Below are 24,207 nucleotides of genomic sequence, written 5' to 3'. Positions count from 1 at the left end.
AAACATGATAGGAGGAATATAAAGAAATGAAAAAAATACGAATTTTAGCATTGATAGTGATTTTAATATTCAGCATATCTTTGGTTTCAGGCTGTTCAACACAAAACACCGCTGAGAATACAAAGGAAAAGCCGGAGCCTATAAAGGTGATCCTGGACTGGACTCCTAATACAAATCACACCGGCCTTTATGCGGCATTAGAAAACGGATATTATGAGGAAGAAGGCCTGAAGGTAGAAATAATCCAGCCTACGGAAGGCACCTCTACGACTTTAGTAGCCGTAGGGCAAGGCGACTTTGCCGTAACATATCAGGAGGATGTGACCTATGCCCTGACAAGCAAGGATCCCCTGCCGGTCAAAGCCATTGCGGCCATCATCCAGAATAATACCTCCGGCTTTGCTTCACCTAAAAGCAAAAATATAGAGACTGTCAAAGACTTTGAGGGAAAGGCCTATGGAGGCTGGGGCTCCCCTTCCGAGGAAGCGGTCTTAAAAGCGGTGATGATGAAAAACAATGCGGATTATTCGAAGGTAAAAAATATAACTCTGGGCAATGATGATTTTTTTGCCGCTACCCAAAAGGAAATAGATTTTGTATGGATATTTGAAGCCTGGACGGGTATGGAAGCGAAAGTAAGAGGGGTTGAGCTCAACTATATCCCCGTCAAGGATTTAGACCCGGCATTGAATTACTATACTCCTATTTTGATCACAAATACCAAAACCATAAAGGAAAACCCGGATAAGGTGAGAAGGTTTTTAAAAGCCACGGAGAAGGGCTATAGATATGCTATAGAGAAGCCTGAAGAAAGCGGCAAGATATTATTGAAATATGCTCCGGAATTGGAAGAAGAATTAGTGATTGAAAGTCAAAAATTTTTAGCTGGTGAATATACCAAGGGCGCTCCGAAATGGGGTGTGATGAAGGAAGAGATCTGGAGGAATTATGCAGAATTCTTGTTCCAAAACGGGTTGATAGAAAAGGAGCTAAACGTTGAAGATGCATATACCAATGAATTCCTACCCGAATAATGAGGATCTTTCGCTTATCTCGGCTAAAAGCATAAAAAAAAGCTTTGGCGAGATAGAGGTTCTCAGAGACATTTCCATAAAAGTAAATACAGGTGAGCTCGTATCTCTGTTAGGGCCCAGCGGCTGCGGCAAAACCACCATATTCAATATCATCACAGGGCTTGTCCGTGAGGATGAGGGTAAAATAACCATCAGGGGAACCATAGGATATATGCAGCAAAAGGATCTGCTGCTGCCCTGGAAGACTATAATGGACAATGTAGCTCTGCCTCTGATATTAAAAGGGGTCGGCAAAAGCACATGGGAGGCTAAGGTAAAAAAATACCTCCCGGTTGTAGGCTTGGAAGGATATGAGAATAACTATCCTTCTCAGCTCTCAGGGGGCATGAGACAAAGGGCAAGCTTTTTGAGAACCTTCATGGCCTCTGAAGATATCATGCTTTTAGATGAGCCATTTGCATCTTTGGACTCCATTACAAAAGGAAATATGCAAAAATGGCTGCTGGAAATGAAAAATAAGCTGAATAATACCATACTCCTGATAACCCATGACATAGATGAGGCTATATTCCTTTCGGACAAAATATATGTATTGTCACAAAAGCCTTCTACAATAAAAAAAGAAATATCTGTGGATTTCTGCAAGGAAGATAAATTAAAAAGGCTTTTATCTCCCCAATCGCTTTTATTGAAGCAGGAAATACTGGGTTTGCTGGGATAAGCAATAGCATCCATGTATATACTATACGTGGCTATACATGGATGCTATTCCTATGATTATTAGAATTTTTCTTTATGCACTTTGTTATACAGCAAAGCATTTTCATCATGGGGTGCTTTCTCTTCATCCGGATATCCGATCGCAATCATGCATTCCACCTTGGCGCTTTCGGGCATACCCAATATATCCTTTATGTAGGACTCAGAAGTTGTGTCCTCATCGTATTGTCTTCCTCTCACCTGTACCCAGCAAGTTCCAAGTCCCAATGAATGAGCAGTGAGCTGCATGATAACGGCTGCTATGGAAGCATCCTCAATCCATACGTCATATGGCTCTCCGTCAATGGCTGCAACGATTGCCAGAGGAGCTTCCGCCAAAAGCTGAGAACCTCTATCCCTGCATTTTGACAGTTTCTCAAGCTTTTCCCCATCCTCTACGGCAATAAATTCCCATGATTTCCTGCCGTTGGACGAAGGTGACATCAGCGCGCCCTTCAATATGGCCTCAAGCTTTTCTTTTTCGACCTTTCTCTTCTGGTATTTTCTTATACTTCTCCTTGTTTTAAGCAAATCCAACATATGATATGATCACCTCTAATAGTTTTCTTTAAATATATTATATATCATTATCGAAGATTTTAAAATTCCCTATTCTTATAGAACCAGACCGACAGCATAAAGGATATGAGCAAAAATATCGATATTGAAGCTATGAAAATCGCGGCTATAGCGGCATCGCTCCTGGAACTGAAAAAGTTTACCATGCTTTGAAGCCATGCAGCATCTTGATTCTTCCGCAAGTAATCCGATATAAATGAAATACCGAAGAAGAACAAGAAAAATACTACAAAGTTGACCACCCTAAGCTTCATATACCCGTATTTAAAAAATATGGGAAACCATATTCCCGTCATCAAACTGACGCTGATCAAACCGCCTATAAAGATTTCCAATGATAAAGGATAAACCTTGAGAGGAATTTGTGCCATAATTATAATACTAGTCGACACCATATATATAATCGTGCCCATAGCAAGATAAACAATAACCGACAGGTACTTGGCGGCTACAATGCGGCTTCTTTTGACCGGCAGGCTGTTTAGCATAACATCCGATTTATTTTTATCTTCATAAGCGCAGGAAGTCATAGCAAGCATATAGGTAAAAGCCATTAATCCTGCCGAGAACATGGAAGACCCCATTCCCTGAAAGGCAACTAATACAAATGCCATATAGGCAAGGCTGAATATCATCTGCTTCTTTTGTATCAACATATCTTTTACTATAAGATTATACATTCTGACACCTCCTGGTATAATAAAGCATAATATCTTCAAGGTTAGGCTTTTCAATAATAAGCCTGTCACCATAGATTTTCTTCACATTCTTTTTATCGCTTACCAGGGCTTCAAAGCCAAACTGATTCTCCCTGATGCTTATAAAGTCCTTTCTGCTGTTATTATTCAACAATTCCTTGCTTCCTTTTACCAGCCCGTAATTATTCAATAGGTCATCCTTCTCCGTGCTCAATATGATTTCTCCCTTATCGATAAGCGTGACATAGTCTGCAATCTTATCAAGATCAGAAGTGATGTGAGTAGAGAAAAATACCGCCTTATTCTCATCTTGTATTGTTTCAGCAAGTATGTCCAAAAGCTCGCTTCTCACCAAAGGGTCCAACCCGGAGGTAGGTTCATCCATGACCAGCAAATCTGCTTTATGGGATAGGGCTATCGCCAGGGAAAACTTCATTTTCATGCCTTTGGACAGATCCTTTATTTTCTTTTTTGGCGGAAGTTCAAAATCTTTGATGTATTTTTGAAAGGCCTTTTCGTCCCAGGTTTCATAAAAAGGGGCCACTACCCATTTCATCTCTGAAATCGTCAATTCCTCATAAAAATGGTTTTCATCGAATACAAATCCGATCCTATTTTTTATTTCTTTCTCATGCTTTAGATGATCCATGCCGAAAATTTTAATTTCACCGGCATCCTTTTTGAGCAGGTTCATCATGAGTTTTATAGTAGTCGTTTTACCGGCCCCGTTTGGCCCGATAAATCCCATGATATATCCTTTTTCCATGATGATATCTATACCCTTGAGGCTGAAATCCTTAAAATCCTTTCTAAGTCCTCTTATTTCCAGAATAGGTGCCATAGTTCAATCCTCCTCATACAACAATTTTAGCATTTCCTGGAGCTCTCCATATGATATATCTATTGTCCTGGCAGCCGATACAGCCTCTGCCAGCTTTTCTTCCACAATCCGTATTCTTGCCTCTCTTAGAAGTTCTTTATTTTGCGCCCCTACAAAAGAACCTTTGCCAGGGACACTAACAATATAACCTTCTCTTTCTAATTCTTCATAGGCTCTTTTTGTAGTAATAACACTTATCTGAAGTTCCTTGGCCAAATTTCTTATAGATGGTAACAGCTCAGCTTCCGCTAATTCTCCATTTATAATAAAACTTTTTATTTGCTCGGCAATCTGATCATAAATAGGTTTATCTGACGAATTTGATATTATAATATTAATTATCCACACCTCCAATAAAGCCTATACTGTATATATAGTATATATACAGTATAGGCTTTATATTCTTTCTTGTCAATATGATTAAAACAAAAATATATACCAAACAATGTAGTTTCTTAATATTTATTGCATGCTTTAAACCAGTATTATATAATTAATAAAAATTCACATTAAGAGGTATTAATATGGCAATAAGAATATCTGATTTATTATGTATAGATTTGCTTAAGGGTGCAAAAATTGTCGCAGGCAAAAATGGACTGGATAACGAAATAAAGCGTGTAGCATTTAATGACTGCCCTTTGGACTTAGATGTAAACAGTAAAATAATAAGAAGCGGCGATTTATATATCAATAGCCTATATATTGTTAAAGACAATAAGGAGCAGCTGATTAATTTCTTCAAGTTTTACATTGAGAATAGAAGTGCAGGTATATTCATAATCGATGAATATTTCAAAGAATTTCCGCAAGAAGTCATTACAATGGCGAATACTCATAATTACCCAATAATCTTGATTGACAATAGCACACCCTATGCAGAAATAATTAATGCAGCAATTGGAATGATTCTATTCGATCAATATGATACCATAGCTGAAATGAAGATAAACAATATATTAGATCCTTATATAACCCCTGAAGAAATGGTAAAAGTTATTGAATATTTTAATATTGATTTTAAAAAACATTATTCCGCTGCTTTTATAAAAATTAACGATGGATTTTTAAAAAAAGATAGGCTTATACGAAATGAATTGGAAAACATCTATAATATTGACTCATATAAATATAGAAACGGGTTGCTTGCATTCTTCAGTTACGATGATTCAAAAAAGTATTCTGTCCTTATTTCTCAGATTTCTAGCCTGATAAACAAGCATAGTAATAGTTATAATATAGGTATAAGCAACTCTTTCAGTGATATTATGGATTTTAATCATTGTATAAATCAATGTATATGTGCATGCTATTTATGTGAAACAACTGATAAAAGCATTATATATTATAATACATTAAATATATATAAAATATTGTACCCTATTAAAGAAAAACTCTTTCTAAAAGAGTATATGGAAGAGATACTTAAACCTCTGGAAGAGTATGATAAAGTTCATAAATTAGACTTGATAAAAACAGTTGAAGCTTATATTAATAATGATGGCAATTACAAAAACACCGGTCTTGAAATTGCACAGCACGAAAATACAGTAAGATATAGAATATCAGCAGCAAAAAAAATACTTGATTTAGAAAATAATCACCTAAGCTTTATTGAACAAATTTCTATTGCGTTTAAAATCAAAAAAATATTAGACAAAAAAAGAGGGTTTAAAGCCATTTAAACCCTTGTCCTTTCATAAATTCTTTATATCCTTGCATGCTCAGGAATCCTTCTTCCTCAAGATAATAGCATCCAAACCAGTACTGATAAGTAGAAACAATCCCTTTTTCAAGTATATATTGCTTGCATTTTTCAGCATACTCTTCGCCATGATATGCCTTTGCAGTGTTATATATTTTTTCTACAAGCTTCTCAGCAGCCTTTATCTTTTGATTTCCGTCCTTTTTCTTATATGCTTCCATCAACACGTCTATATCGATATCCTTATATTCCTCTTCATGCACAAGTATGCTTTTATCATATTTCAGAGAAGTTTTTGGAATGCTTGTAGGGTATCCTATGGTAACCATTATCACAGGACAAACATATTGAGGAATATTCAAAAGCTTAGCTACTTCATCCACTGTATTTATTATATTGCCTATATATACCGTTTTTAATCCATAAGCTTCTGCAGCCAGGCATAAAGTTTGGGCACTGATCGCCGCATCAATAATCCCCATCCAAAAATTCATAAAGGTATCTGTTTCGATGCAAGGCGAAGGTTCTACTTCAATTATCCGCTTAACCCTTCTGAAATCTATACAAAACACCAGATTTACAGGTGCTTTCTCTATAACCCTTTGGTTTCTGGAAAGTTGAACTAATTGTTTCTTTTTTTCTTTTTCCGTAACTTTAATTATTGAATATGTTTGAAAACCTCCGCTTGAAGGGCTTTTGCATGCGGCATCCAAAAGCTTGTCCATTATTTCTTCCGGTATTTCTTTTTCTATAAAACTCCTGCATGTTGCCCTTTTGCTTATAATATCAAAAATATTATCGTTCATATTTTCTCCTCCTCTCCTATGGGCAAGTAAAATTAAAGCCTGTATGCCGAATAAAGCAACAGGCTCTCTATATTATATAATCCACTTAATGCCGCTAATATTTAAGTTATAGTTCAGCGAATTTGTAAAGCCAAGCTGAATTATTGTTTCCAAAAATTTTACACCCGTTGCCAAAGGTTCGATTACAGCCATATTACAGCCTTGTGCTTTAAGCTTTTCTCTTAGTTCATCCGCTATATAATACATACCAGTGCATCCAAAGCTTGCAGCTTGAATTCTATATTCCTTTTCATATCTCAAACAAATATCAATCAGCTTTTTTATAAGAATATCCCTATTTCCAAGCTCAAGCACCCCAAGCTCCACAGGTTCAATTGCAACTATTTTATCCTTTAGTCCTGCATGAGCAGCCTTTCTTTCTTCGCTTAAAATCCCATTTCTATCCGTTGTTATTATGCCGATTCTCTCCCCTAAAGATGCAGCTGTTAAAACAGATGGCAAGTATCCCCCATAAACAGGTATTTTAACCAATTCACGAATAGCAAGCACTCCAGGATCATCGAAGCAGTTTACAAATATTCCATCATATCCTTCTTGTTCAGCTTTGACAGCTTTTTTTATTATTTCTGTCGCATTAAAAATCCCGTGGGTTTCAGATTCAATTGATGGAAATCCATATTCTACATTAGAATAGTCTATTTGGGTTGTACCGCTTATATGTCTTTTCAAATATGCCTTTTGCAGCTCTTTCTTTTCATCCGAGATTCCAGTCACGGCAGTTATCAATTTTATCTTCAAATTTGTCACCTCTTATATTTTTTACACAAAAGGCTTCCAATCAATGTCATATCCGAAGCTCTTAGGTCCAAAAACTTCAAGACCTCTTTCTGTAGTCCATTCTTTTGGAGCCGGAAGTACTATTACTGAAACATTTTTCCCTTTTTCCCCATAAGGATTCAATAAGGGTTCTTTATTGTCATCATCAAATATGCATACTAAATCAGGAACTGTAGCAAAATATTCGCCATTTCTCCATGTAATAATGTTTTCATTTTTATACCATACCTTAAAGGTATCCCCGGAATAATCCTCCTTGCCCTCTACCATAAGCTCCCCAACAGTAAATCCTTTCACAGTGTCCCAAGCATTAGATTTTACTATACCTCTAAATACTACAGTACCATTGCCTGCATCTGCAACTTTTGATGCTATGTCTTTTCCGTTTTCCTTTGCAGTTCTAAAAGCCTTTCCTATTTCTAAAGCATGGGATATTGCACCTTTTATAACCGTATTCCTAAGTACTTTTACTGTTTCCACATGGTCTACAACGGCAATATTATTTTGGCTTACTACAGCCATAGCTCTTACCAAGGCTTCAGCCCTATAATCGTTTATTACTTTTGTAATAATCGCAGATTCTCCAAATTTATTTACTACGGAAATGGGATATATGCTTATTTCATTTAAAAAATATGTGGAATGCTGCAATTCAGGCACCGATCTTCCTGCCGGATCAGCATCAATTATATATTTATCTGCCATAGCCCCGCAGTATAATGCGGTAGCCGTATTCCCTCCGCCAAGTTCAGTAGAAATTACTGCTTTTATTTCTCTTCCCAAATATTTTTCCATTTCTCTTAAAGCAACAACCTGCGGTACTTCATCAAGAAGAGGCAACCCTTCGTATTTCTTTCTTTCTTCATCAGTTAAAGGTGAAATTGCTCCACAAGAATACGGTGTTGCAACAAGGTCTTCGTCTTCTAGTTCGTTAAAATCAACTAGTACAAATTCCTTATTTTGCTTCAATGCAGCATCTATTTTTTTTATTCCTTCAATTAGGCTTCCACCGCCGCCTGTACCTAGTATAGCGCAGCCTATTAATATATCAACCAAATCTTGTCTATCTAATTTCCTCATTTTTGTCCTCCTTATGTCATCGAATTAAACTTTTTATCATATTGGGTATAAATACCCTGGGTACAATAACATTTTTACCCGACGCTTTCTTAACAATTCTTCCCATTTTTTCAGTAAAACCCATACAATCTGTTAGAATTAACTCCACATCTTCTTCTTTGAATTTCTGTGCAACTGCTCTTAAATTCTCTATATCTTTATAGGGAGAGGCAGCTTTAATTACCGGATTAAAATCGCCATATTGACTCATAGAATCACATATTTGCTCTTCTTCAGGAACTATTATTCCCACCTTAGTTATGCCAAGACCACTAAGTATGCCGTAAATAATATTTTCAGGTATAACAATAAACCCTTTTGTTTTAACTCTTTCAAAATGCCCCGTGCAGAAGATAAGGAAATTTCTTACTCCGGAGTTTTCTAACTTCTCTATCTTCAGATTTACAAGATCCATAGCCTTATCTGCTGAAATCATAATATTCTTATTACCTTGCATTTTAGACACAATAAGAGATTCATCTTCTTTAGGCCATAAATTTTCCCTTATATATTCGTAGGTATACCCATCAACAATTCCACTTACATGTACTTTAATCCCATCTCCAAAAATTCTTATGACATCGCTTATTTTTTCAGCATCTCCCGAACCCATCATTATGATGCCAACTTCCTTCAACTTAAAACCCCCTTATTAGTTATGCTGTACCCCTAGATTTGAATAAAGCAAGCATGAAACATAATGGTTATCTGTCAAATAGGTAATACCAGGCTCAATATTTTTACATTCTTCCAGGCGGCATAAGCATCTTGTATGGAATCTGCACCCCGTAGGCGGATTAATAGGACTCGGGATATTCCCCTCCAATGTTGTCAAATGTTCAATGCCAACCTTTTTTATATCTGGGATTGAATTAAATAATGCTCTTGTATAAGGATGCTTAGGTTCTTTAAATACTTTTTCTGCAGGGCCGAATTCAACAACTTTACCAAGATACATTACCATTATTCTGCTTGCCATTCTATTTACAACCCCAAGGTCATGTGAAATGAGTATATTAGTAAGCTCAAATTTATTTTTCAATTGCTGAAGCAACTCCAATATCTGTGCCTGAGAAAAAACATCTATGGAAGAAGTGGGCTCATCCAAAACAACAAGCTTAGGTCTGGATGCCAAAGACCTTGCTATTGCTATCCTTTGTCTTTCACCTCCGCTGAACTCATGAGGATATTTAAATGCGGAGTTTTCATCCAATCCAACCATTTTAAGCAACTCACCGACTCTTTTCAGTTTTTCTATGCTGTTCAATTTTTCATGGACATCAATCGGCTCAGAAATTATTTCTTTAACAAGCAATCTTGGATTCAGCGACCAATAAGGGTCTTGAAATACTATTTGGATGTCTTTTCTTATCTTTCTTACATTTTCCTTGCTCTCTTTATATATATTTTTACCTTCAAAATATACATCGCCTTCTGTAGGATCAAAAAGTCTTAATATGGTGTTTACTAACGTTGATTTACCGCAGCCTGACTCGCCGACTATACCTAAGACTTCCCCCTTTTTTATATCAAAGCTCACACCGTCTACTGCTTTCAACGTGAGACCCCTTTGCTTTTTTAAGGGATCATTTATATCGAAATATTTCTTTAAGTTTTCAACTTTTAATATTATCTCTTCCTTGTTTTCTTCTTTCTTTACATCTTTTTTAACATCCGCAGCTTCTACCAGCAGCTTTGTATACTCTTGTTCTGGATTATTTATTAAACCTCCCGTGTCTCCCTGCTCAATTATTTTCCCGCCGCACAATATTCCAACTCTGTCACAAAAAGCAGATACAAGGCTCAAATTGTTTGCAATAAAGAGAACTGTCATATTGTATTTTTTCTGCAATTCTTTAAGAAGCTTAAGTATGCTTGCCTGAATAGTCACATCAAGATTTCGCGTAGGCTCGTCCGCTATTAAAAGCTCTGCACCGCATGACAATGCCAAGGCAATAATTACACGCTGTCTCTGCCCTCCGCTCAATTCATGAGGATATTTAGTCAGTACATTCTCAGGATCTGCTAATTTTACTGTTTCAAGGGTCTTTATAGCTTCTTTTATAGCGGCTTTTGCATCCATTTTTTTACTTTTCCTTATGACTTCCACCATCTGCTCGCCAACTGTAAATACCGGATTTAGTGTTGACATGGGATCCTGGAAAATCATAGCTATCTTTTTGCCTCTGACTTCATTTTGCAGGTAACTGACGCTCTTTTTTAATAGATCTACACCGTCTAAAATTATTTCCCCGCTTTCTATTTCACCGGGAGGACACTGCAAAAGCTTTAATATAGTCAGAGCAAGAACCGTTTTCCCTTGACCGCTTTCTCCTACAATTCCATAGGTAGTGCCTTTTTCTATGCTTATATCATCAATATCAAGCACACGTTTTTTTCCATCAAATGCATTATGGTTTACTTTAAGATTTTTAATTTCAAAAAAAGCCATTTCAGTCCCTCCTTTCTATTTCTTCCTTGTCTTAGGATCCAGTATCTCACGCACCCCATCGCCAAGCAAGTTAAAAGCCAATACCGTAACAAATATGGCTAAACCGGGGAATATGCTATACCACCATACATCTGGAAAATATTTTCGGCTTATGCTGATCATCAATCCCCATTCCGGCGTCGGCGGCTGTGCACCAAGCCCTAAAAAACTCAAGGAAGCAATAGTAAGAATAACGCCCCCCATATCCATAGAAGCTTGTACTATTACAGGAGATATTGTGTTGGGTATAATATGCTTGAGTATAATCTTATATTCAGGTGTCCCGATAGTCTCTGCTGCTTGAATAAATTTTCTCTCCTTAAGCGAAATAGCTTGTCCTCTTACAAGTCTTGTATACCATGGCCACCAGGATACCGCTATTGCCAAAATAGCATTGTTCAAGCTTGGCCCCAGCAATGATACAAGCACTATCGCCAAAAGAAGAGGAGGAAAGCTTAGAAATATATCGGTAATCCTCATTATCAATTCATCAATTGCTCCTCCGACAAATCCTGCTATTGCACCAAGGGGTACTCCAATTATGACTGCAAGGCCTACAGCAAGAATGCCTGTAGTTATAGACACTCTAGTTCCATAAAGGACTCGGCTGAATATATCTCTTCCAAGTTCATCTGTTCCAAAAAAATGCTCTCCGGATGGCGGCATAAATTTATTTGCAATATTAGCTTCATTTGATATATGTTCCGGATAGGGTATTATATAGGGTGAGAATATAGCAATCAGAACAATAGCTAAGATTACATATAATGCTATGGATGTAAGAGTATTTCTCCTTAATAGGTATATGGATTCTCTGAATTCTTTAATTTTCGGTTTGATTATCTCTTTCATTACACTGTAATTCATATGCTCACCTCTTTATAACCTTACTCTCGGATCTAATGCTATGATTAAATCTGCTATAAGGTTAAGTATTACGTAACATGTAGCAGAGAATATTGTTACTCCTATTATTGCAGGATAATCCAGAGTGGTTACGGATGTGGCAACATAATTTCCAAGTCCTGGCCAGCTAAAAATAGTCTCAACTAAAAATGTATTCACCAGAGTATATCCCAGTGACAATGTAAGAACAGTTGCCGTAGGTCCTAAAGTATTTTTAAGCGCATATTTCCATAATACTTTAGTTTCTGAAACTCCGTAGGATCTTATTGAGGTTATATAGTCTTCATTTAATACTTCAAGCAACGCAGATCTGGTCATTCTGGCAACAAGGCCTATAGGATATAAAGCTATAGTGATCCCCGGCAATATTATATGAACAAGAGCATCTTTAAATATCATAAAATTGCCGGTAATAAGGCTGTCAAATAAAAGCATTCCGGTAATATCAGGAACAGTATAAAATATTGTTGTTTCTACACTCAATCTTCCTCCCAAAGGAAGCAATTCTAGGTTCTTATAAAAAACGAGCTGAAAAAACAAAGCCACCCAGAATGCAGGCAGCGATACAGCGCCTATTGAAAAAAATCTGCTTACATGATCAAGCATTCTATCCTTTTTCTTAGCAGAATATATTCCCAAAGGAATACCGATGACCACCGCGAGTAAAAACCCGAACAAGACAATCTCCATTGTCGCCGGTATATATTCACCCAGTTCTTGAGTAATAGGCTGCTTAGTTCTTAAAGATCTTCCAAGATTCCCTTTTAGCAAATCTTTTATATAATTTGCATACTGCACCGGCATTGGTTTATCTAATCCAAGCTCCTTTTCCGCCAAAGCAATCTGCTCGGGGGTGGCCTTAGGGCCAACCCACTTCGCAGCTGGATCAGAGGGAATTACTCTTGCAGTTATGAAAGTAATTGTAATTACTCCCAAAAGCACAATAAGGCCGGTGAATATTCTTTTAAAAATATATTTTTTCATCGTAATTTCCCCTTAAAAGTAAATGCCATTTATTTATACAAATCAAAGTAGCGAACTACAGTAGGATATGCAGGATTTGTGCTAAATCCTTTGAGATCCTTGCTGATTGCATATGAGGCTGATTTATCATACATATGAATGAAATATGCTTGATCAACAACCTCTTTTTGCATCTCAACCATTATCTTCTCTGCTTTATCCCTATCAGTAACTGTAAGCATTGAAGCTTCCTGAATTTTTGCATCAAGGTTAGGATTTTTGATGTATGACAGGTTAAAGAATATTTTATCCTCGGAACGTACCAAACCTTCAAACCAGCTTATTGGGCTTGGATAATCCGGCCACCAAATGAATAAGAATATATCTTGTCTATCCTTGGGATTAAGATTTTTCCCTTTTTCCCACTGCGTATCCCATGCCATCTCTCTTATTTCAAGGTTGATTCCAAGCTTTTTAAGGTTTATCTGATAAAGTTGTGCAAAGTTTCTGTATTCATCATAGCCAGAGCTTATAGTCATTTCCAGAGTTAAACCATCTGTTTTAACTCCTGATTTATCTAGATATTCCTTAGCTTTATCCAAGTCACATTTATATTGCATCAAATCTTCACTATGTCCCCACAACCCTGAGGGAATAAGTCCATATGATTGTACACCTTGCCCTTCGAGTACCTTGCTGACTGTTTCTTCATAAGGGAATGCATAGCTTAATGCCCTTCTAAAATCAACATTATCCAACGGGTATTTTTCCGTATTTAGACAGCCAACTACCGTATCATATAAAGGCCTTTGAACAATCTGAACTTTATCAGATTTTTTCATTGCTTCTATATCAGTTGTGGAAAAGTTAACTGAAATTTGTGCTTCTCCTTTTTCCAGCAGTTGTCTTCTTGCACTGCTTTCCGGAACCTTTTTAATGACAACATTGGCAAACTGGTTGTCTTTCCACTCTTTCCAATAATCATCAAATTTTTCCAGCACAATTTCTTCTCCTGCAACAGCTTTCTTAATTTTATAAGGGCCTGTCCCTGCACAATTCCCTTGGTTAAACCAGTCGCTATCTTTCTCTACAGCATTAGGTGATATAATAAATGCGGCATAAGCTGCAGACGCTATCAAGTCTATAGGAGCAGGATACTTCAAATTGAACTTGACTTCGTCATTACCGATAAACTCTATATTATCAACACTATCCCAAATAAATGATGCGCCAAGACCTAATTTTATAGTTCTATCTATAGATTTTTTTACTGCTTCCGCATTTAAATCTGCACCATCATGAAATTTTACTCCTTGCTTAATCTTAAAGGCCCATGATTTTCCATCTTCACTTGTAGACCAGCTTTCTGCAAGCATAGGTTCAATTTTACCTGTTTCATAATTGTAGTAGGTTAATGTCTCATAGGTATTGTGCAATACCATTACACCGTTTGAGTTTTCTACACTTGGGTCTAAGTTAATATAGGGTGTATTTCCATTAGCTTGAAATAGTAGATTCTTTGTTTCTTTTCCTTCGCCTACACCCTGGTTTTGCGCTTTTCCTGAACAACCAGTCATCAATGAAGCTATCATAGTAATAACCAATAATAAGCTGATTAGTTTTTTGTTTTTCATTTTTCCTCCTCCTTTTATTCTTTATATTTAATTAAAACCGGAAACCGGTCTTAACTTGCTTTGTTATCTTATTTTCTTGAGCACTTCACAAAGAAGATTATAAGTTTTTTCTATAGAAGAAATAACGACATGTTCATTAGGAGTGTGTATATCATAAAGCTGAGGTCCAAAAGAAACTGCATCCAAATTACTTATCTTTTCCATTAAATATCCGCATTCAAGACCGGCGTGGATTGCTTCTGCATAAGCTTTTTCCCCTGTGACTTCCTCATAAGCTTTCATACAAAGCTCTCTGATATATGAATTTTGAGAATACTCCCATCCTGGATATGATGATCCTTCCTCATACTCAAAGCCTAAAATATCAGCTATCATTCTTATTCTTTCTGCCAGATCATCATAAATATTTGACTTTATAGAGCTTCGTATAGAGAATCTAATAACTGCTCTATCCGTTTCTGTATCTATCACTGCCATATTGCTTGATGAAATTACAAGATTGATTTTATGGTTTTTAGTGTTAACTCCATTAGGCAGCATATTAATTGCCTTTATTATTTTACACTTCGTATCTTCATTAAAAGCTTCATTTATGTTGCAACACTTCTCCAGCTTTATTACTGCATCCGGATCTGAAAACAAAAATTCTTTCTTCAGAATCTCATTCCACTTGTCTATCTTTTCCTTTAAAATATCCTCATTTTTAGAGGCTATAACTGCTTCAGCTTCCGATGGTATAACATTTTCTTTAGTTCCACCTTTTATGGAACATAGAGAAATATAGTCTTTTATATCAAGCAACAATCTTCCAAGAATCTTATTTGCATTGCCTCGTCCCTTGTCGATATCATCTCCTGAATGTCCTCCTTTAAGCCCGCAAACAATTATTCTATAACTCTGTTTATCATAGATTTTTTCCTTCCTTAAAGGTAAATGCAACGCTATCCTTAGTGCCCCTGCACACCCCGCAGTAAATACTCCTTCACCTTCACTGTCCAAATTTATGAGGATACTGCTTTTGAATTTATTTCCGTCTAGCGCTTGTACACCTTTCATGCCTTTTTCTTCTCCCGTTGTAAAAAGCACCTCAAGCGGAGGATGTTCTAATTCATCATCTTTTAGAACAGCTAAACACATAGCCATGCCTATACCGTTATCTGCGCCAAGTGTAGTGCCGTCTGCATATATAAAGTCATCTACTATATTAAGCTTTATGGGATCTTTTTGAAAATCATGCACTACCCCCGGACTTTTTTCACAAACCATATCCATATGCCCTTGTAACAAAACTACGGGTGCATTTTCATAACCTTCTGAAGCAGGCTTCTTAATCAAGACATTATAACTTTCATCCTGAAATACTTGCCAGCCTTCTGTTTTTGCCATATTTACAAGATAATTTGAAATACCTGCTTCGTTGCCCGACTCCCTAGGGATCTTTGAAATTTCTTTAAAATAATTTAAAACCTTACTGTATTTTAATACATCATCCATTTTTGCAGCTTCACTTCCCAATCATTGTTATATATAGGATTATGCATCTATTAGAATAATATTATCATAAATAATAATAAATAATAATAGCTGATTTTTGTATATTTAATAATATAAAAGCGCTGTTTTTGTAATAATTACAAAGCAATTATATTTTGTGTCTGCTCTTTTGCATTTTTCTTAATTTTTATAACTATAAATAGCTATAAAAACTTTTTTGAAGTCAACGCAAATAAAGACTGCTGACATTTATTCATGTCAACAGTCCGAATCCCCCTGCCCTTATAAAAGCTGACTAGCGTTGCAGAGCGTATATATTTTCTTCGCAAATGATCTTTCTTCCCTTATCAGTCAATACAGTTCCGTGCCTGCCTCTTTTTTTAACTATCAATCCATTTTGTTCAAGCTTATCGAGTCTGCCGCGCATTTGATATTTTGTCATCTCATATCTTGTACTTTCCGTTTCATGACTTAATATTTCCCTTCCCGCAATTCTACCCTCTCTGTTTAGCTCTTCAATTTTCTTTAGAATAAACAGTTCCTCTTCACTTATATAAATATTTGGCTTCTTCTGCTCAACTTCATGATAAAAATTATGCGTTCCATAGAAAAAACCTCTGTCCGGAATATCCTTTAGTGTCAGCATACTGCCGTCTTTAACCGCCAGCATATATACAATAATATTTTTCAATTCCCGTACATTACCAAACCAATTATATTTCAGCAATTCGTCAAGTACATCACGCGCTATTATTATATCTTCAGAGGTTGCTTCTTTAATAAAATGGTTAATGAGCTCATATATGTCCCTTTTTCTTTCTCTTAGAGGTGGTATGTGTATATATCCCATCTTCAATCTAAAATATAAATCCTCTCTGAATCTTTTCTCCCTTACCATTTGAGCCAGGTCCTTATTTGTTGCTGCTATTATTCGGACATCAACAGACCTTATCTCAGAACCGCTTATCCTCATAACTTCCTTTTCCTGCAAAACTCTCAGCAGCCTTGCCTGCACCTTAAGAGAAATATCGCCGATTTCATCTAAAAATATGGTTCCCCCGTCTGCCAGCTCAAATATTCCTGCTTTTCCTCCCTTTTTAGCCCCTGTAAAGGCTCCTTCTTCATAACCGAATAATTCACTTTCTATTAGCTCATCAGGAAGGGCACTGAAATTGACTGCTAAAAAGGGTCCTTTTTTTCTCTTAGATTCATTATGTATAGAGCTTGCAAAGAGCTCTTTCCCGGTACCGCTTTCGCCTTCAAGCAATATGGTTATATCACTATCAGCCAACTTGCATGATATCTTCTTGGCTTTTATTATGCTTTCACTGTTCCCTACAATATCTTCAAAAGTGTACTTGGCATAAAATCCTTTGTTGACTAGTTCTCTCCTTAATCTATCATTTGCTTCCATAGTCTCTTTAACATTTTTAAAAACAGCTATTATTAAGTTATCCTGATTGAGAGAAAATTTGCTTACCAATACTTCTATCCCGTCTATATTAAAAACCCTTTCCCCAAAAGCAGCTTCCATAGTTAAAAATTCTACAAGGCCGTTGTTATGGATAATTTTTTTCAAGCTTTTGGCTTTTATATTGACATTGCTTATGTTCAATATCCTCTTTAGATTTTCATTTAAAACACTTATTACCCCATGTGAATCATAAACCAACAATCCGTCGTTTAATCCATCAAGCACCAAGTTCAGATGTTTGTTGAGCTGTGAAATATCATTTGTGGATATTGCCAATCTTTTTGCTATGTTTATTATCTTTCTCAGATATTTTTCAGAAAATATACCTGCCTTTTCATCTAATAAGTCCAATTTATTCAATATCTCAGCTATGGTTTGAAAATCCATAATTCTAGCTTTAATATCAATTATTTTTTTGACAAAGGATGGCACTTTGTCAATCTCTCCAGGCGTGATGGCTATATCAGCTTTTTTAATTTTCCCCTTTATCCCAGGATAATAAGGTATATAGTTTAAATAGTTTATTCCAATCTTCTTCAACATTTTAATAGTAGAGTATGTGGGCTCTTCGGAATCATTTACCATAAGAACGTCCGTATTGGGTGGAAGAAGCACTATCTCATCGATATAATCATAGTTTATAGTACGTTTGGCCACTACTCTCTCACAGCTTGTATCCAGTAAATCCAGAGCTAGTAAATCTTGTTCAACAGATTCACTTGATAAAATGATCAAATCATCACTTATAACATGATTTATACCTCCATCCTCTGCATAGCTGGATATTAGTATATCATCAGTCAAATACTCCCTCAGCTGACTTAGAAGGGTAGCCCTTGTATGCTCTGAACCGGTTACGAGAGTAATGCTCTTCTTCATATCTTCATCACCTTATCATCAAATTTATACCGTATATTTCTATATAAAAACTATAAATCCTTTCAAATCTATTATTTTTATTGGCATTTGGCTTATAATGGCCGCCATTTAATTAAACCATTATAAACCAAATACATTAATAATCATAGTAAAAACCATGGCATGATATTTGCTCATGATATAGTGATAGATGAAAAAGAAAAGGAGGAAGGATTATGTCAACAAAGCCGGAAACAGACGCAAAACTTCAAAAGGCATGGAATATGCCGGATACTTACGTCATCATTTTTTGGGTAGTAGTTTTAGCTGCAATACTGACTTATATAGTTCCCTTAGGAAGATTTGAAATATTCTATAATGCTTATGATGCAAGCGGAAAAAAGATTGCGGCTATATCGGAGGGAGAAAAAACCGATTTCAATATTAATGGTAAAAGCTATACATTAGATGCATCAGGTGATAATACTCTCATATTGGAAGCAGGCAAAGAAGAACCCTTAGGCTCCATAAGAAAAAACAGAGCTAAATCCTTTGAGCTAAAAAATGAAAATGGTGAATTGAGCTTCAAGGTGCTGCAGGAATATGGCAAATATATCGGTACTGGTGAGAAAAAAGGAATCAAGCTTTTTGCTCCCTTTGGAGATATGGGCTTCTTGAATTTTGCTTTTGAGGGCCTTGTAAAAGGTGACAAATGGGGAACTTCCGTAGGCATAATAGCATTTATATTGGTGGTTGGCGGTGCCTTCGGCATAGTGCTTAAGACAGGTGCTGTGGAAGCAGGAATATTGAATATGATAAGTAAGACTAAAGGAACCGAAGCCTTGCTTATTCCCGTGCTTTTTGCACTCTTTGCACTTGGAGGGGCAGTATTCGGCATGGGCGAAGAAGCAATTCCCTTTACCATAATCATTGTACCTATTGTTATCGCCATGGGATATGATGCCATTGTAGGTATAATGATAACCTATGGTGCAACTCAGATAGGCTTTGCGACTTCTTGGATGAATCCCTTCAGCGTTTCCATAGCTCAGAGCATATCCGGACTTCCTATACAATCAGGCGCAGGATTCAGAATTGTAATGTATATTGTCTTTAATATTCTATGCATTGTTTTTATATGGTTTTATGCAAAAAAAATCAAAAAAGATCCTGCGATATCCGTTTCCTACGAATCCGACATTTATTTCAGAGAGGATTTCAAAGCAAACGGCTCATCAAATGTAGAATTCCAGCTTGGCCATGTATTGATACTGATCTATCTGGTACTCTCCATGGTTTGGATAATCTGGGGTGTAAAAGTACATGAATATTACTTGCCTGAAATTGCTACCATATTCTTTACTCTAGGCTTAGCTTCGGGTATCACCGCAGTGATATTCAATCTTAATAATATGACGGTCAATGATATAGCAGTATCTTTCAGAGAAGGTGCAAAGGATTTGGTTGGTGCAGCTATAGTAGTTGCCCTTGCACAAGGCATAGTATTGATATTAGGAGATACCAATCCAGGAAGCAATACGGTTCTAAATACAATACTTAGCGGTATGGCCAGAGCTTTAAGGGGACTGCCCATAGTTTTATCAGCGTGGTTCATGTATGTATTTCAATCTATCTTTAACTTCTTCGTAGTTTCGGGCTCCGGCCAGGCTGCCATAACCATGCCTTTGATGGCTCCTTTAGCCCAATTGATAGGCCTCAGCAAGCAGGTAGCAGTCCTTGCATTCCAATTGGGCGATGGCTTGACCAATCTTATTGTCCCAACTTCTGCTTGCTTGATGGGAGTATTAGGTGTTGCAAAACTTGACTGGATCAAATGGGCCAAATTTCAGATCAAATTCCAGGGAATCCTCTTTCTCACAGGCAGCATATTTGTTATATTAGGTGTATTGATAGGTTTCTAAAACTTACTAATTAATTTTGCTTTAGAGGTGAAGATTTTGATTAAAATAATTAAAAATGCTAAGGTATATACTCCAAATTATATTGGAATAAATGACGTTGCTTTAGTTGGAGATAAAATTAGTTCTATAGGAAATGACTTAACTATACCAGAAAACAATACTGTAAATATAAAGGTCATTGACGGAGAAGGAAAAATACTGGTGCCTGGATTTATTGATTCTCATGTCCATATATTGGGTGGAGGGGGAGAAGGCGGCTTCAAAACCAGGACTCCCGAAATAAAACTGACGGATATAACCACAGGTGGAGTGACAACGGTCATCGGATGCTTAGGTACAGACGGCATAACGAGGAATATGCTCTCCCTTCTGGCAAAGGCGAGAAGTCTGGAGGAGGAAGGCATAACTGCTTTTATATATTCCGGTTCCTATCGGGTGCCTGTAGTTACTATCACAGGTGATATCGCAAAGGACATTATGGCAATAGATAAGGTCATTGGCGCCGGCGAAATTGCCATTTCCGACCATCGCTCCTCTCAACCGACTGTAGATGAGATTAAAAAGCTTGCAGCAGATGCCAGGGTTTCAGGAATATTAGCTGGAAAAGCAGGAATAATAAACATTCATGTGGGTGATGGAAAAGGAATGATAAGTATTCTGAAAGATATTGTTGAGAGTACAGAAATACCTTATTCCCAATTCCTTCCAACCCATATGAATAGAAATTGCCGCCTGTTTGAAGAAGCGATTAAATACGCTAAATCAGGGGGCAATGTTGATTTTACAACCAGCTCGGATCCTTTATTTTGGGAAGGCGGAGAAATCAAAGCAAGCGAGGGCTTGAAGAAATGCTTTGAATCCGGTGTCCCCGAAGAAAGAATCACTTTATCCTCAGATGGTCAGGGAAGCCTTCCCATGTTTAATGAGAAAAAAGAATATATAGGACTTGGAGTCGGCAAGGTAACCTCCTTATACAGCGAAGTAAGAGACGCCGTAATGTTGGAAAACGTGCCGCTTGACAAGGCTTTGAAAACCATTACATCTAATCCGGCTTCAATTTTAAAGCTGAAAGGCAAGGGAAAAATACAAGCAGGCTATGATGCCGATTTAGTTTTGCTGGATGAGGGTAATTTGACTATTGATACGGTAATAGCAAAAGGCCAAATAATGATATCCGCCAAAGAAATCAAAGTATATGGAACTTTTGAAAAATAGATTAGCCGATAAATAAATGGTATGGCTTTTAGCCATACCATTTATTTAGGGTTGGAAGCTTACTTGTGTAATTTATGATCTTTTTAAAAGCATGTCTATTTTGGCTTGATCGAAGCCTATTACTATGTTTCCATCAATATCTATTACAGGCACTCCGCTTTGTCCTGATTTTCTGATCATTTCCATAGCACCCGATCTGTCGGCTGCCACATTGATGTCTTTGAATCTTACCTCTTTGAATTCTAAATAATCCTTAACTTTATGGCACCATGGACATGTGGGAGTTGAGTATACTGTAACGCTCATGAAATCACCTCCTCAAAATCTATCAATGCACCCGCAGGACATACCTTCACAGAAGGACAGGGATGATTTTGCGGGCACCTTGCTTCATTAATAGTAATAGTCATAGGAATATATACATTTTTGTCATTATACGTATACCCCCTACAGGTATATCATAGCACGGTTTATATCTCAAATCAATACCCCATGATATTATTTTATGAATTCTATATAAACCTTATTTCTTTTAGGCTGTCAATCATATTTTATTTAGTTATTTACCTAATCAAATGCCTGCGATATAATCCAATTAGGTAAACACCAAATTAGATTCCGGAGGTATCCTAAATGGATAGGACATCAGTATTAAAAGCCATTGCCGATGAAACGCGAATGAAGATTCTGACGCTGCTCTTGGAACATAATTGTTGCGTACGGGCATTGGCAAGGAACCTTGAGTTATCGGAAGCCACTATATCACAGCACTTGAAAATATTACGGGAAGCAGGATTGATTTCTGGCGAAAAGCACGGCTATTTTATGCACTATGATGTGAAACGCTCGGTATTGCGTGAGTTGGCCGAAGAGATTATAGCGTTGGCGTCTATAGAGCGCGAAACCTGCACTCCGGAAAAAGGCAGGTGCCTTTCATCTGAACAAGAAAAATGCCATGTCAAAGGTGAATGCATTGATGGCACCGAAAATCTTTGCCATGGCTCTATTCCTGATGATAAGGAGGACATGCATCATGGACATTGTAAATGTCACAAACCTTAAAAAGACTTATGGAGATTTTGCAGCAGTAAATGGAGTGGATTTTTCTATAGGCCAAGGCGAGATATTCGGATTTTTAGGCCCGAACGGTGCGGGCAAAACGTCAACCATCAATATGATGATCGGTCTGGCGAAGCCGACTGAGGGCACCATAATTATAAAAGGAATCGATGTAAGAAAGCAGGTGAAAAAAGCACAATCCATCATGGGAATTGTGCCGGATGAAAGCAATCTGTATGATGAACTGGACGGCTTTGAAAATCTTTGTTTTTGTGCTTCCCTATATGGTATGAGAAAAGAAGAGCGGGAGTCTAAAGCAAAACAACTTTTAGATGAGTTTCGTTTAACCGAAGCGGGCAAGCGCCCTTTTAAAGCATACTCAAAAGGTATGCGACGCAAGCTGGTCATTGCAGCAGGCATCATTCATTCGCCTCAAATCTTATTTCTTGATGAGCCGACAACTGGCATTGATATTGAAAGCGCACGACAAATACGTGAGTTGATCGTTGAATTGAAGAATCAAGGTACTACGGTTTTTATCACCACGCACTATATAGAAGACGCGGAGCGTATTTGTGACCGCATCGCATTTATAGTATCAGGCAAGATAATAGCTATAGGCAGCATACCCGAATTGATGGAAAGCATATCCCACGGTTATATGATACGGCTTTCGGCAGAAGAAAGCATCATGAAATATGCAGTTGATTTGCAAGCTCGTTTTGAAGGTTGCAACATCAAGGCAAGTCAAAATAATTCGCTCGTGTTGGCATCGCAAAATAGGATACCCTTGCTCCCCGTGATACAATATTTTGATGAAAAGGGAGTTTCAATTTACGAAGCAAGGCAATTGAGCCCTACGCTGGAAGATGTATTTGTAAAAGTCACTGGGATTGAGGCAGAGAAGTTGGAAAAGGAGAAGGAAAAAGGAGTTGCTGGCAAATGAAAAGCTGGATTGCATTTTGGAGCATCTTAAAAAAGGACATTCAAAATTACTATCTGAAACCGCCTAATATAAGCTGGGGCATTATTTTCCCTTTATCGTGGACCCTTATGCAATTTATCCGCTCAGGCAGCTTGAATATCATAGAGTTTTTGCCTGGCTTAATGTCCATGAGCATACTGTTCGGAACCACATCCATGCTTGCCGTGACCATCACCTTTGAACGCAAAGGACGCTCTTTCGAACGCCTTTTGTTGGCTCCCATCAGTCTGAATACGATGGTGCTGGCGAAAATTACAGGGGCTGTGCTTTTCGGAATTTTAAATGCTTTTATTCCCGCCGCGGTCGCAGCTTTTTTTGCTGATCTCACCGGAGTAAACTGGGGCGTCGTTCTTCTGGCTGTATGTTTAATCTCCATAACTTCAACGCTGCTCGGCTTGCTAATTGCAGTTTCTGCAAAAGAGGTATTCGAGGCACAGACCTTTTCAAACTTTTTCCGTTTTCCAATGCTTTTTCTTTGCGGTTTATTTATTCCAATTCATGAGTTGCCTGCATTTTTCAGGCTTCTTTCATACTGCTTGCCGCTCACCTATGGTACAGATATTCTAAACGGTGCAATCGCTCAAACAAATACCATGCCATCATTGTTATGTATTCCTGTTCTTTTAGCCTTTGCAGTATTCCTATTTGTAATTTGCCGGTACAATATTAACCGCAAATGGATTTTATAAAAAATATACGATATTTGCAAATCCAATTTATATGGGCTAAATTATTCTCTTGGTTTTTCATTAAAATTAACTTCTTTTTGTTGCTATAGCGACTTAAACA

Annotated in this window: 23 protein-coding genes; 8 read left to right on the top strand and 15 right to left on the bottom strand. The window is 37.2% G+C overall.

Going from position 1 to position 24,207, the window contains the following annotated elements; translation table 11 throughout:
- Positions 1-26 precede the first annotated feature (26 nt).
- The gene (locus AC4HCY_RS08060; RefSeq protein ID WP_491095811.1) at positions 27-1,034 is read left to right on the top strand and encodes an ABC transporter substrate-binding protein; all 1,008 of its coding nucleotides are present in this window, start codon (positions 27-29) and stop codon (positions 1,032-1,034) included.
- On the top strand, positions 1,003-1,755 hold the full coding sequence (locus AC4HCY_RS08055) for an ABC transporter ATP-binding protein (RefSeq protein ID WP_323433697.1): 753 nt from the start codon (positions 1,003-1,005) through the stop codon (positions 1,753-1,755). Before AC4HCY_RS08060 ends, AC4HCY_RS08055 begins: the two co-directional genes overlap by 32 nt.
- Positions 1,756-1,814: 59 nt before the next feature.
- On the opposite strand, the gene AC4HCY_RS08050 is transcribed toward AC4HCY_RS08055, so the two are convergent.
- Genes AC4HCY_RS08050 through AC4HCY_RS08035 form a run of 4 tightly spaced genes read right to left on the bottom strand, consistent with a single transcriptional unit; the run spans position 1,815 to position 4,289 of the window.
- Positions 1,815-2,333 (bottom strand): nitroreductase family protein, encoded by a 519-nt coding sequence (locus AC4HCY_RS08050; protein WP_323433690.1) that lies wholly within the window; start codon positions 2,331-2,333, stop codon positions 1,815-1,817.
- Between the two features lie 59 nt (positions 2,334-2,392).
- Positions 2,393-3,052 carry an ABC-2 transporter permease gene (locus AC4HCY_RS08045; protein WP_491095810.1) on the bottom strand — a complete coding sequence of 220 codons (660 nt, stop codon included), beginning with the start codon at positions 3,050-3,052 and terminating at the stop codon, positions 2,393-2,395.
- Positions 3,045-3,911: an ABC transporter ATP-binding protein gene (locus AC4HCY_RS08040; protein ID WP_323433688.1), complete on the bottom strand. Its 867-nt coding sequence runs from the start codon at positions 3,909-3,911 to the stop codon at positions 3,045-3,047. The genes AC4HCY_RS08045 and AC4HCY_RS08040 overlap by 8 nt, the downstream gene beginning before the upstream one ends.
- Before the next feature lie 3 nt (positions 3,912-3,914).
- Complete coding sequence (locus AC4HCY_RS08035) at positions 3,915-4,289, bottom strand: GntR family transcriptional regulator (RefSeq protein ID WP_323433696.1); 375 nt, start codon at positions 4,287-4,289, stop codon at positions 3,915-3,917.
- 185 nt (positions 4,290-4,474) lie between these two features.
- Between AC4HCY_RS08035 and AC4HCY_RS08030 the strand changes: the two genes are divergently transcribed.
- The gene (locus AC4HCY_RS08030; protein WP_491095809.1) at positions 4,475-5,635 is read left to right on the top strand and encodes a PucR family transcriptional regulator; all 1,161 of its coding nucleotides are present in this window, start codon (positions 4,475-4,477) and stop codon (positions 5,633-5,635) included.
- Here AC4HCY_RS08030 and AC4HCY_RS08025 read toward each other — a convergent pair.
- The 10 genes from AC4HCY_RS08025 to AC4HCY_RS07980 all read right to left on the bottom strand — a co-directional run bounded on the left by AC4HCY_RS08025 (position 5,622) and on the right by AC4HCY_RS07980 (position 18,258).
- The gene (locus AC4HCY_RS08025) at positions 5,622-6,461 is read right to left on the bottom strand and encodes a nitroreductase family protein (protein WP_491095808.1); all 840 of its coding nucleotides are present in this window, start codon (positions 6,459-6,461) and stop codon (positions 5,622-5,624) included. The two genes, AC4HCY_RS08030 and AC4HCY_RS08025, sit on opposite strands and share 14 nt — an antisense overlap.
- A 72-nt stretch (positions 6,462-6,533) precedes the next feature.
- The gene (locus AC4HCY_RS08020; protein ID WP_323433685.1) at positions 6,534-7,259 is read right to left on the bottom strand and encodes an aspartate/glutamate racemase family protein; all 726 of its coding nucleotides are present in this window, start codon (positions 7,257-7,259) and stop codon (positions 6,534-6,536) included.
- A gap of 21 nt (positions 7,260-7,280) precedes the next feature.
- Entirely contained in the window at positions 7,281-8,378 is a 1,098-nt protein-coding gene (locus tag AC4HCY_RS08015) for an S-methyl thiohydantoin desulfurase family protein (RefSeq protein WP_491095807.1), read from the bottom strand.
- Between the two features lie 16 nt (positions 8,379-8,394).
- The gene (locus AC4HCY_RS08010; protein WP_491095806.1) at positions 8,395-9,054 is read right to left on the bottom strand and encodes an AroM family protein; all 660 of its coding nucleotides are present in this window, start codon (positions 9,052-9,054) and stop codon (positions 8,395-8,397) included.
- A 15-nt stretch (positions 9,055-9,069) separates the two neighbouring features.
- Positions 9,070-10,869, bottom strand: coding sequence for a dipeptide ABC transporter ATP-binding protein (locus tag AC4HCY_RS08005; RefSeq protein WP_491095805.1), 1,800 nt, complete (start codon positions 10,867-10,869; stop codon positions 9,070-9,072).
- A gap of 15 nt (positions 10,870-10,884) precedes the next feature.
- Positions 10,885-11,775: a nickel transporter permease gene (gene nikC, locus AC4HCY_RS08000; RefSeq protein WP_323434051.1), complete on the bottom strand. Its 891-nt coding sequence runs from the start codon at positions 11,773-11,775 to the stop codon at positions 10,885-10,887.
- 12 nt (positions 11,776-11,787) lie between these two features.
- Entirely contained in the window at positions 11,788-12,798 is a 1,011-nt protein-coding gene (locus AC4HCY_RS07995; RefSeq protein ID WP_323434052.1) for an ABC transporter permease, read from the bottom strand.
- Positions 12,799-12,827: 29 nt separating this feature from the next.
- A complete protein-coding gene (locus AC4HCY_RS07990) occupies positions 12,828-14,411 on the bottom strand; it encodes an ABC transporter substrate-binding protein (protein ID WP_323434053.1) in 1,584 nt (527 codons plus the stop codon).
- Positions 14,412-14,474: 63 nt separating this feature from the next.
- Positions 14,475-15,905, bottom strand: coding sequence for an aminoacyl-histidine dipeptidase (locus AC4HCY_RS07985; RefSeq protein WP_491095804.1), 1,431 nt, complete (start codon positions 15,903-15,905; stop codon positions 14,475-14,477).
- A gap of 295 nt (positions 15,906-16,200) precedes the next feature.
- Positions 16,201-18,258 carry a sigma-54 interaction domain-containing protein gene (locus AC4HCY_RS07980; RefSeq protein ID WP_491095803.1) on the bottom strand — a complete coding sequence of 686 codons (2,058 nt, stop codon included), beginning with the start codon at positions 18,256-18,258 and terminating at the stop codon, positions 16,201-16,203.
- A 215-nt stretch (positions 18,259-18,473) separates the two neighbouring features.
- On the opposite strand from AC4HCY_RS07980, the gene yfcC reads away from it, so the two are divergent.
- Entirely contained in the window at positions 18,474-20,159 is a 1,686-nt protein-coding gene (gene yfcC, locus AC4HCY_RS07975) for a putative basic amino acid antiporter YfcC (RefSeq protein ID WP_491095802.1), read from the top strand.
- Between the two features lie 36 nt (positions 20,160-20,195).
- A complete protein-coding gene (iadA, locus tag AC4HCY_RS07970; protein ID WP_323434057.1) occupies positions 20,196-21,374 on the top strand; it encodes a beta-aspartyl-peptidase in 1,179 nt (392 codons plus the stop codon).
- Positions 21,375-21,446: 72 nt separating this feature from the next.
- Here the strand turns inward: iadA and AC4HCY_RS07965 are convergent, their stop codons facing one another.
- Positions 21,447-21,680: a glutaredoxin domain-containing protein gene (locus AC4HCY_RS07965; protein ID WP_323434058.1), complete on the bottom strand. Its 234-nt coding sequence runs from the start codon at positions 21,678-21,680 to the stop codon at positions 21,447-21,449.
- Between the two features lie 327 nt (positions 21,681-22,007).
- Here AC4HCY_RS07965 and AC4HCY_RS07960 point away from each other — a divergent pair, with 327 nt between their 5' ends.
- From AC4HCY_RS07960 to AC4HCY_RS07950, 3 genes are read left to right on the top strand one after another with little or no spacing between them, the layout of a single operon-like run.
- A complete protein-coding gene (locus AC4HCY_RS07960; RefSeq protein WP_491095801.1) occupies positions 22,008-22,436 on the top strand; it encodes an ArsR/SmtB family transcription factor in 429 nt (142 codons plus the stop codon).
- Entirely contained in the window at positions 22,408-23,379 is a 972-nt protein-coding gene (locus AC4HCY_RS07955) for an ABC transporter ATP-binding protein (RefSeq protein ID WP_491095800.1), read from the top strand. Before AC4HCY_RS07960 ends, AC4HCY_RS07955 begins: the two co-directional genes overlap by 29 nt.
- The gene (locus AC4HCY_RS07950; RefSeq protein ID WP_323434062.1) at positions 23,376-24,107 is read left to right on the top strand and encodes an ABC transporter permease; all 732 of its coding nucleotides are present in this window, start codon (positions 23,376-23,378) and stop codon (positions 24,105-24,107) included. Before AC4HCY_RS07955 ends, AC4HCY_RS07950 begins: the two co-directional genes overlap by 4 nt.
- Positions 24,108-24,207 lie beyond the last annotated feature (100 nt).

The organism is Lutispora sp. QWL-02 (assembly GCF_058315355.1).
This window is presented reverse-complemented; position numbering and strand designations above follow the sequence as displayed.

Bases quoted from the DNA above. Each gene is read 5' to 3' on its own strand.
- AC4HCY_RS08005 (WP_491095805.1), bottom strand. From the start codon at position 10,869: ATGGCTTTTTTTGAAATTAAAAATCTTAAAGTAAACCATAATGCATTT.
- AC4HCY_RS07955 (WP_491095800.1), top strand. From the start codon at position 22,408: ATGGACATTGTAAATGTCACAAACCTTAAAAAGACTTATGGAGATTTT.
- AC4HCY_RS08015 (WP_491095807.1), bottom strand. From the start codon at position 8,378: ATGAGGAAATTAGATAGACAAGATTTGGTTGATATATTAATAGGCTGC.
- AC4HCY_RS07985 (WP_491095804.1), bottom strand. From the start codon at position 15,905: ATGGATGATGTATTAAAATACAGTAAGGTTTTAAATTATTTTAAAGAA.
- nikC (WP_323434051.1), bottom strand. From the start codon at position 11,775: ATGAATTACAGTGTAATGAAAGAGATAATCAAACCGAAAATTAAAGAA.
- AC4HCY_RS08060 (WP_491095811.1), top strand. From the start codon at position 27: ATGAAAAAAATACGAATTTTAGCATTGATAGTGATTTTAATATTCAGC.
- yfcC (WP_491095802.1), top strand. From the start codon at position 18,474: ATGTCAACAAAGCCGGAAACAGACGCAAAACTTCAAAAGGCATGGAAT.
- AC4HCY_RS07965 (WP_323434058.1), bottom strand. From the start codon at position 21,680: ATGAGCGTTACAGTATACTCAACTCCCACATGTCCATGGTGCCATAAA.
- AC4HCY_RS07995 (WP_323434052.1), bottom strand. From the start codon at position 12,798: ATGAAAAAATATATTTTTAAAAGAATATTCACCGGCCTTATTGTGCTT.
- AC4HCY_RS08050 (WP_323433690.1), bottom strand. From the start codon at position 2,333: ATGTTGGATTTGCTTAAAACAAGGAGAAGTATAAGAAAATACCAGAAG.
- AC4HCY_RS07960 (WP_491095801.1), top strand. From the start codon at position 22,008: ATGGATAGGACATCAGTATTAAAAGCCATTGCCGATGAAACGCGAATG.
- AC4HCY_RS08040 (WP_323433688.1), bottom strand. From the start codon at position 3,911: ATGGCACCTATTCTGGAAATAAGAGGACTTAGAAAGGATTTTAAGGAT.
- AC4HCY_RS08045 (WP_491095810.1), bottom strand. From the start codon at position 3,052: ATGTATAATCTTATAGTAAAAGATATGTTGATACAAAAGAAGCAGATG.
- AC4HCY_RS08030 (WP_491095809.1), top strand. From the start codon at position 4,475: ATGGCAATAAGAATATCTGATTTATTATGTATAGATTTGCTTAAGGGT.
- AC4HCY_RS08025 (WP_491095808.1), bottom strand. From the start codon at position 6,461: ATGAACGATAATATTTTTGATATTATAAGCAAAAGGGCAACATGCAGG.
- AC4HCY_RS07980 (WP_491095803.1), bottom strand. From the start codon at position 18,258: ATGAAGAAGAGCATTACTCTCGTAACCGGTTCAGAGCATACAAGGGCT.
- AC4HCY_RS07950 (WP_323434062.1), top strand. From the start codon at position 23,376: ATGAAAAGCTGGATTGCATTTTGGAGCATCTTAAAAAAGGACATTCAA.
- AC4HCY_RS08055 (WP_323433697.1), top strand. From the start codon at position 1,003: ATGCATATACCAATGAATTCCTACCCGAATAATGAGGATCTTTCGCTT.
- AC4HCY_RS07990 (WP_323434053.1), bottom strand. From the start codon at position 14,411: ATGAAAAACAAAAAACTAATCAGCTTATTATTGGTTATTACTATGATA.